8 protein-coding genes and 1 pseudogene are annotated in these 7,559 nt (G+C 71.7%); 6 read left to right on the forward strand and 3 right to left on the reverse strand.

The features are described from left to right. Nucleotides 1-66 precede the first annotated feature (66 nt). Genes CLV68_RS27140 through CLV68_RS27150 form a run of 3 tightly spaced genes read left to right on the forward strand, consistent with a single transcriptional unit; the run spans nucleotide 67 to nucleotide 3,561 of the window. Nucleotides 67-1,602 (forward strand): MFS transporter, encoded by a 1,536-nt coding sequence (locus tag CLV68_RS27140; protein WP_246010133.1) that lies wholly within the window; start codon nucleotides 67-69, stop codon nucleotides 1,600-1,602. A 1-nt stretch (nucleotide 1,603) separates the two neighbouring features. Next, nucleotides 1,604-3,121, forward strand: a complete 1,518-nt coding sequence (locus CLV68_RS27145; protein ID WP_121393718.1) for an FAD-dependent monooxygenase — start codon at nucleotides 1,604-1,606, stop codon at nucleotides 3,119-3,121. 26 nt (nucleotides 3,122-3,147) lie between these two features. Continuing rightward, nucleotides 3,148-3,561 carry a nuclear transport factor 2 family protein gene (locus CLV68_RS27150; protein WP_121393719.1) on the forward strand — a complete coding sequence of 138 codons (414 nt, stop codon included), beginning with the start codon at nucleotides 3,148-3,150 and terminating at the stop codon, nucleotides 3,559-3,561. A gap of 114 nt (nucleotides 3,562-3,675) precedes the next feature. On the opposite strand, the gene CLV68_RS27155 is transcribed toward CLV68_RS27150, so the two are convergent. Then, entirely contained in the window at nucleotides 3,676-4,536 is an 861-nt protein-coding gene (locus CLV68_RS27155; RefSeq protein WP_121393720.1) for a helix-turn-helix transcriptional regulator, read from the reverse strand. A 134-nt stretch (nucleotides 4,537-4,670) separates the two neighbouring features. On the opposite strand from CLV68_RS27155, the gene CLV68_RS27160 reads away from it, so the two are divergent. Together CLV68_RS27160 and CLV68_RS27165 are read left to right on the forward strand one after the other, a co-directional pair. Then, entirely contained in the window at nucleotides 4,671-5,417 is a 747-nt protein-coding gene (locus CLV68_RS27160) for a dienelactone hydrolase family protein (protein ID WP_121393721.1), read from the forward strand. Further along, nucleotides 5,417-5,830 (forward strand): carboxymuconolactone decarboxylase family protein, encoded by a 414-nt coding sequence (locus CLV68_RS27165; RefSeq protein ID WP_121393722.1) that lies wholly within the window; start codon nucleotides 5,417-5,419, stop codon nucleotides 5,828-5,830. Before CLV68_RS27160 ends, CLV68_RS27165 begins: the two co-directional genes overlap by 1 nt. An 82-nt stretch (nucleotides 5,831-5,912) precedes the next feature. On the opposite strand, the gene CLV68_RS27170 is transcribed toward CLV68_RS27165, so the two are convergent. Further along, the gene (locus CLV68_RS27170; RefSeq protein WP_121393723.1) at nucleotides 5,913-6,230 is read right to left on the reverse strand and encodes a hypothetical protein; all 318 of its coding nucleotides are present in this window, start codon (nucleotides 6,228-6,230) and stop codon (nucleotides 5,913-5,915) included. 151 nt (nucleotides 6,231-6,381) lie between these two features. Continuing rightward, complete coding sequence (locus tag CLV68_RS27175) at nucleotides 6,382-6,855, reverse strand: STAS domain-containing protein (RefSeq protein ID WP_121393724.1); 474 nt, start codon at nucleotides 6,853-6,855, stop codon at nucleotides 6,382-6,384. Between the two features lie 417 nt (nucleotides 6,856-7,272). Here CLV68_RS27175 and CLV68_RS35800 point away from each other — a divergent pair. Then, nucleotides 7,273-7,559: pseudogene (locus tag CLV68_RS35800) on the forward strand (fasciclin domain-containing protein); the annotation flags it as partial.

The following is a 7,559-nucleotide window of genomic DNA, read 5'->3' on the forward strand; positions in this document are numbered from 1 at the left end:
CCCGTCGCGCCACTGGTTAGTCCTACCGGCTCCTGATCCCCCTCTACCGCAAGGAGTTCTGCTGTCGTGTCCACCACCGTCTCCCCGGCGACCAGCCGGGCAACGGCGACGATCACGCTGATCGCCGTCTGCGTCTCGTGTGGACTGCTGCCCGCGTCGTTGACCGGGACCTCGATCGCGCTGCCCGACATCGGGTCCGACCTCGGCGCCGACCTGGTGAGCGTCCAGTGGGTCGTCAACGCCTACAACCTGGCTTTCGCGTCGGTGATGCTCGCCGCGGGGGCGGTGGCCGACCTGGTCGGGCGCAAGCGGATGTTCGGCATCGGCCTGGTGGTGTTCCTGGCCTGCACCGCCGGGGTCGCGGCGGTGTCGGACATCGTGCTGGTCGACGTGCTGCGGGCGCTGGCCGGGGTCGGGGCCGCGATGGTGCTCACCGCCGCGTCGGCCCTGTTGGCGCAAGCGTTTGACGGTCCGGCGCGGCTCAAGGCGTTCGGGCTGCTCGGGTCCTCGTTCGGGCTCGGGCTGGCACTGGGCCCGTCCACCTCCGGCATGCTCGTCTCGCTGTGGGGCTGGCGCGCGGTCTTCCTCGCCCACGCCGTCATCGCCGCCGCTGTCCTCTTCGCTCTCCCCGCGCTGCGCGAGTCCCGCGACCCCGACGCCACCGGCGTCGACTGGCCGGGCACCACGACCTTCAGCGGCGCGCTGGTCGCGCTGACCCTCGCCCTCGTCGAAGGCCCGCAACGGGGCTGGGGCGACGGCCTGGTGCTCGCGCTGTTCGTCGTGTTCGCCGTCCTGATCGCCGCGTTCGTCGCCGTCGAGCGCAGGCAGGCGCGGCCCATGTTCGACCTGGGCCTGTTCCGGCAGCCGAGGTTCGTCGCGGTCTGCCTGATGCCGGTGCTGCTGGCGTTCGGGTTCGTCTGCCTGCTGGTGTTCCTGCCGTCGTTCTTCATCGGCATCACCGGCATGGGCGCCCGCCAGGCCGGTCTCACCATGCTCCTGCTGACCGTGCCGGTCCTGGTGTTCCCGGTCGTGGCGGGCACCCTCGCCAAGACCATCCCGGCCAGGGTGCTGCTCGGCGTCAGCCTGCTGCTGGTGGCCGCGGGCGCCGCCTGGCTCACCGTGATCGACCGCGACGCGACCGCGGGCACGCTCATCGGGCCGCTGCTGGTGATCGGCACCGGCGTCGGCATCTCCTTCGGCCTGCTCGACGGCGCCGCCATCGGCAGCGTCGATCCGGCCCGCGCCGGGATGGCCGCGGGCATGTTCAACACGATGCGCCTCACCGGTGAGGCCGTCGCCATCGCGGGCATGGGCTCGCTGCTGGTCAGCCTCACCCGGGGCGGGCTCGGCGGCCTGACCGACTACCCGGCGGCGGGCGCGGTGGGGGAGGTCGCGAACAAGGTCGCCCAGGGCGAGGTCGCCTCCGTCGCCGCGCGGGTGGGGGAGACCCAGCGCGCGGCGTTCGTCGACTTCGTCTCCGGCTCCTACACCAGCGCGTTCCACACCGTGCTGTGGATCCTCGCCGCGGTCTGCGCCCTCGGCGCCCCGGTGATCGCCGTGATGCTGCGCGAACGCCCAGTCCCGAACCCAGTGGAGGCGTGACATGTCCGAGAAATCCCCGGTGCTCGTGGTCGGCGCGGGTCCCGTCGGGCTCACCGCGGCCGTCGAACTGGCCCGCCGCGGCGTGCCGGTGCGGCTGGTCGACCGGGCGGCCGAACCGAGCCCGCTGACCAAGGCGCTGATGGTCTGGCCGCGCACCCTGGAGGTGTTCCGGCTGCTCGGCGGCTCCGAGCACCTCGACACCTACGGCCTGCCGGTCCAGGCGTTCCGCTACTACTCCGAGAGCAGCGAGGTCTGCAAGCTGGCCTTCGACGCCGAGACCAAGCCGTCGGTGGTGACCCAGCCCGATGTCGAGGCGCTGCTGCGCAAGTCGCTCGCCGACGCGGGCGGGGTGATCGAGTGGGAGACCACCGCCACCGCGCTGCGCCACGACGACACCGGCGTCGAGGCCACCATCACCGCACCGGACGGCACCTCGGCCGTCGAGCGCTTCGCGTACCTGATCGGCGCGGACGGGGCGGGCAGCCTGGTGCGCAAGCAGATCGGGCTGGAGTTCCACGGCGCCACCTACCCCAACGTGTTCATCCTCGCCGACGTCAGCCTCGACGGGGACCTGCAGCGCGACGCCGTGCACTACTACTGCTCCAGCAAGGGCATCATGGTGCTGATCCCGCTCTACAACGGGCGGTTCCGAGTGTTCACCGCCGGTCCGCCGGGGATGAAGCCGGAGGAGCTCACCGAGCAGGTGCTCCAGGACTACGTCGACCTGCGTGGCCCCGGCGGGCTGCGCACGCACGACGTGTCGTGGAAGACCACCTTCAGCATCCACGCCAGGCACACCGAGCGCCTGCGGGTCGGCCGGGTCTTCCTCGCGGGCGACGCCGCGCACGTGCACAGCCCGGCGGGCGGGCAGGGCCTCAACACCGGGGTCACCGACGCGCACAACCTGGCCTGGAAGCTCGCCCTCGTCCACCAGGGCAAGGCCGCGCCGGAACTGCTGGACACCTACGAGGTCGAGCGCCGGTCGGTGGCCGCGGCGGTGGTGCGGCAGGCCGAGGTGCAGACCAAGGCGTGGATGCTCAAGAAGCGCTGGCAGATCCGCTCCCGCGACCTCGCCGCGGGCCTGGCCGAGAAGCTGGGCCTGTTCGACCGGTACTACTCGCCGTGGCTGGCGGGGCTCACCAACCACTACCCGGAGAACCCCGCGGTGTCCGGTCCGGTGGCCAAGCGCGCGGGCGCCAAGCGCGACCGGCTGCTCAGCGGCTACCTGGCCCCGGCGGCACTGCGGGCGGTGCTGCCGACCGACCGGTACACCCTCGTGGTGCACGGCTCCACCACCGCCGCCGACCAGTTGGCGCGGCGCTACCCGGACCTGCTCGCCGTGCGCGAGGTGAGCGCCGAGGGCGTGCTGCCCGACGCCGAGGGCACCCCGGTGGCCGTCGCCTGGCGGCCCAAGCGCCCACTCGCGGCCCTCGTGCGCCCCGACGGGTACGTCGCCGCTGTCGACAGAACCCCAGACCTGCCAACACTCCGGGCCCACCTGACCGCCGTGCGCGGCTAGACCCCTTACCCGTCAAGGAGACCACGATGTCCACTCCCGTCACCACCCGCGACACCGCCGCCACCATCGGGGAGTTCTTCGCCCGCTTCGGCGCCGGTGACCGCCCCGGCATGCTGGAGCTGTTCGCCGAGGGCGCCGAGCTCGCCGTCGCGGGCGCCGACACCGTGCCGTGGACCGGTGTGCGCACCGAGGCCGCCGCCATCGACGAGTTCCTCCGAATCGCCCTGGAGGACGTCAGCACCGAGGTCTTCACCGTCGACAAGATCATCGTCGACGGTGAAGACGGTGTCGTGCTCGGCTCGCTCGCACACCGGATCACCGCGACCGACCGGGTGTTCGCCAGCGCGTTCGCCCTGCACATCCATGTTGTCGACGGCCTTATCGCCAGTTACCGGATGTTCGAGGACAGCCACGCCGCCGAGGTCTCCTGGACCAGGTGAGATCGACGGGAAACGGTCACACGCGGCATTGCGCGCCGGGTGTGACCGTTTCCTGTTGTAGGTGCTCAGGCCCAGGCTGAACAGGCTAGGCGCCGACAGTGGTCCCGCTGACTGCTAGCCGGTGGGCTCCTCGACGCGGGCAGGTGCTGGGGTGCTCCACATCGCCAGGAGGGACAGGGCCTGCTCCGCCGGGCTCGCGGGTTCGGGGGAGAAGGTCACCAGCCGCTGGTCGGTTTCGCCGGGTAGGTCGAAGTTCTCGAACCGCAGCACAAGTTCCCCCACCACCGGGTGCCGGAACCGCTTGCTGCCGTGCGTGCGCTGCTTGACGTCGCGGCCTGCCCACAGGGTGCGGAACAGCTCGCTCTTCATGGTCAGCTCGCCGATCAGGGTGGCCAGCGCCTCGTCGTGGGTGTGCCTGCCCGCGGCCAGCCGCAGCGACCCCGCCGTCGCCCGGCAGACGTCCTGCCAGTCGACGAAGCGCTGCTGGCTGTCGGCGTCGAGGAAGCCGAACCTGGCCAGGTTGCGCTGTCGGGGTGTCGCGGCGGCGAAGTCGAGGAACAGCTGGCAGGACAGGTGGTTCCAGGCCAGCACGTCCATCCGGTGGTTGATCACCAGCGCGGGCACCCGGTCCAGGAACGACAGCAGCTGCGCCAGCTCGGGGCGGGCCCGCTCGGGCCGCGGTCCGCGCGACGCGACGGGTCGGGGCCGGACCAGCTCGTCGAGGTAGCGGCGCTCCACGTCGTCGAGGGCCAGCGCGCGGGCCAGCGACTCCAGCACCGACTCCGACGGCCTGCTCGCCCGGCCCTGCTCCAACCGCACGTAGTACTCGACGCTGATGCCCGCCAGGGACGCGACCTCCTCGCGCCGCAGCCCGGCCACCCTGCGCCTGGCGAGCACCTCGATGCCGACGTCGGCCGGGTCCACGCGGGCGCGCCGGGACTTGAGGAACCGGCCGAGCTCGTTGCGATCGTCCACGCCCCGAGTGTGCCCGACGGCGCCGGTGGCGAGCGTGGTCCTGTCGGTACCAGTAACGGCAGGGGCCTGGCTGGGGCGGTGGGGAGCGGTCAGTGTTGGGCCGGTCAGCCCCGCCCCCGTGAAAGGTTCGCGCGATGTGCCACAGCACCGACAGCAGGCCCCCCGCTCTCGACAACCCCGGTGAGGTCGCCGAGGAGGGTCTGCTCGAGCTGACCTCCGCGGACGGCACGGCGTTCTCGGCGTTCCGGGCGATCCCGGCCGAGCCCAACGGGATCAACATCGTGATCCTGCCCGACATCCGCGGCACCCACCCGTACTACCAGGCGCTGGCCAACCGGTTCGCGCAGGCGGGCTACACCACCGCGGCCATCGACTACTACGGCCGCACCGCGGGCCCCGGTGTGCGCGACGACAAGTTCGAGTGGCAGCCGCTGCTGCCGCAGGTCAAGGCCGAGGAGGTCGCCGCGGACGTGCGCGCCGCGGCCACCTACCTCGAGCAGCACAACACCGGCCCGGTGTTCACCGTCGGGTTCTGCTTCGGCGGCGGCCAGTCGTGGCGGCTCTCCGCCGGTGACCTGGGCGTGGCGGGCGTGATCGGCTTCTACGGGCTGCCCAAGCTGGTCAACGACGTCGTCGACGACATCTCCGCGCCGCTGCTGCTCCTGCTCGCCGGTGAGGACGTGGCGACCTCGCAGGAGGAGTTCAAGGAGTTCGCGGGCAAGCTCGACGCCGCGGGCAAGGACTACGACCTGCACGTCTACGAAGGCGCGCCGCACTCGTTCTTCGACGCCAGCTACGACGAGTGGCAGGAAGCCTGCGCGGACGCGTGGGAGCGGGTCGTCGGGTTCATCCAGAAGCACTCGGCCCCCGTCGCGGTCTGATGCCGACCGAGCGCTTCCGCCGCGGCGCCGCGCGGTTGGCGGAGATGGGCGGCGACATCGACAACATCGTCGCCCCGCTGGCCGACGTGGCCCCGGACCTGGCCCGGCTGGTGGGGGAGTTCGCCTTCGGTGACCTCTACACCCGCCCTGGGCTCGACCTGCCGCGGCGGCAGCTGGTGACGATCGCGGCGCTGGTCACCCTCGGCGACACCGAGCGGCAGTTGCGGTTCCACATCGCCGCGGCGCTCGAGGTCGGGGTGACCCCGCAGCAGGTGGTGGAGACGATCATCCACCTGCTCGCTTTCGCCGGGAACCCGCGGGTGTTCAACGCGATGCTGGTGGCCAAGGCGGTGTTCGCCGAGCGCGGCCTGCTGCCGCTCACCGACCAGCCGCCGGTCGACCCGGCAGGCTGAGAGCCACCTCCCGACGCCTCCCACGGCGTCCGGTGGGCGAGGTGGGCGACCCCGAACCGCCCCCTCGCCCACCGTCACCCGGCTAGCGGCGGGTCCGCGTGAACATCACCGCGGCCACCTTGATGTCGCGGGACTTGCGCGGCGCGAGCACGAGCGCGGACTTGCCGACGCAGTCCGCGGACAGGTACAGCACCGCTTGCCGGTCGGTCCGGTTCTCGACCCGGCGGATCGTGGTCCCCAGCGGGTAGCAGACGTTGTCGCTCGGGTTCACGATCCCCGCGCCGCCGTCGTCGTCGTAGAAGGTGAAGGTGCCCCGCGCGGCCGCGGCCGGGGTCACCGCCTGGGTCGCGAGCACGCAGGCGAAGAGCACGCCGAGCGCGATCCGGGTCGCTGATCTCATGGTTTCCTCTCGTCGGGAACTGACACCAGGGCGGCGGGGTGGATCGCGCACGGGGGAGCGGGCGGGGTCGGGGGTCTCGCAGGGCTGGGTGGGTGGGGGCGAATGTGGCTGGCTGGGTGGGTGGGGGCGGCCTCGGCTGGGGTGGGCGGGGTCAGATCCAGGGAGTGCGCACGGCGTAGGCGAGGGTGGGGTAGATCTCGACGTGCTGCCAGACCGGTGTCCTGCTCAGCGCGCGCAGCGCGGGGACCTGCCTGGCCACCACGCGCAGGCACGTCGTCGGCCGTCCCCGGTGGTAGGCGGACAGGAGTTCGCCCGCCAGCCCCTTGCCCGCGCTGCGCAGGCCGAACAGGTCGGCCACGAGCAGCCCCGGTCGGGACTCCAGTGCCGCGCGCAGCGCCGCGCCGAACTCCTGCGTCGCGTTGGTGTCCGATAACCCCGTCAGCCGCACGACGACCGCGCCCGAGTCCATGACCGTGGTGGTGACCCGGTATGCCTGCGGGCTCGGCCGGGGGATGCGGCCGCCGGGGGCGGCGTGCTTGGTGATCTCGTGGACGAGAGGGTCCGCGTTGTGCGGTTCCGTGCTGGTGAACTCCGGTCTGGCGACCTCGTCCGCGGTCCGATCCATGGTGATGAGGATGAGGCGATCAGTGCGATTCCTCAGCACCACGACCTGCGTTTCCGTCGGAATGTCCCTCTTCGGGTGATGTTGGTCGGGAGGTCTTGCGCGGCGGGCGGGGCGACGAATTCGCGGCGGAGTCGAAAGTGACTCGCTTTCCGGTCCCGGTTTGGTCCACAGTGGACATACGGGCGCGCGGAGTTCCCCGTCGTGCCAGGTGGGCGGCCGTGCGATCGGGTTCCGAGGTGTCCGAACCCCGGTGCATCGGCAGGCCGGGGCGAGATCGGCGAAGTTCTCGGCGAACTCCACCAATCCGCCTCCCGGGCAGCCCCGAATCGCTGATGAGACCGAAGCAAGTACGAGCGGGATCTGCTCCCCACCGTCCATTAGCGACTTTGACTTCCCCGACACTGGAGTGCACGCGCCATGCAGAACAAGCTTCGTAACGCCGTCGTCATCACCGGGATCAGCGCGCTCGCGCTGCTCGCCTCGGCCTGCGGGAACAGCGACAACACGGCCAGTGGCTCGAACTCGACCGCGGCGACCACGACCACCGCCGCCCCGATGACCACCACCTCCGCCAAGGCCGACACGGCCACCGACCTGGTCGGCCCCGGCTGTGCCGACTACGCCAAGGCCGTGCCGAGTGGTGCGGGTTCGGTGTCGGGTATGGCCGCTGACCCGGTGGCTGTGGCCGCGGGCAACAACCCGCT

Source organism: Actinokineospora cianjurensis (assembly GCF_003663795.1).
GTDB lineage: Bacteria > Actinomycetota > Actinomycetes > Mycobacteriales > Pseudonocardiaceae > Actinokineospora > Actinokineospora terrae.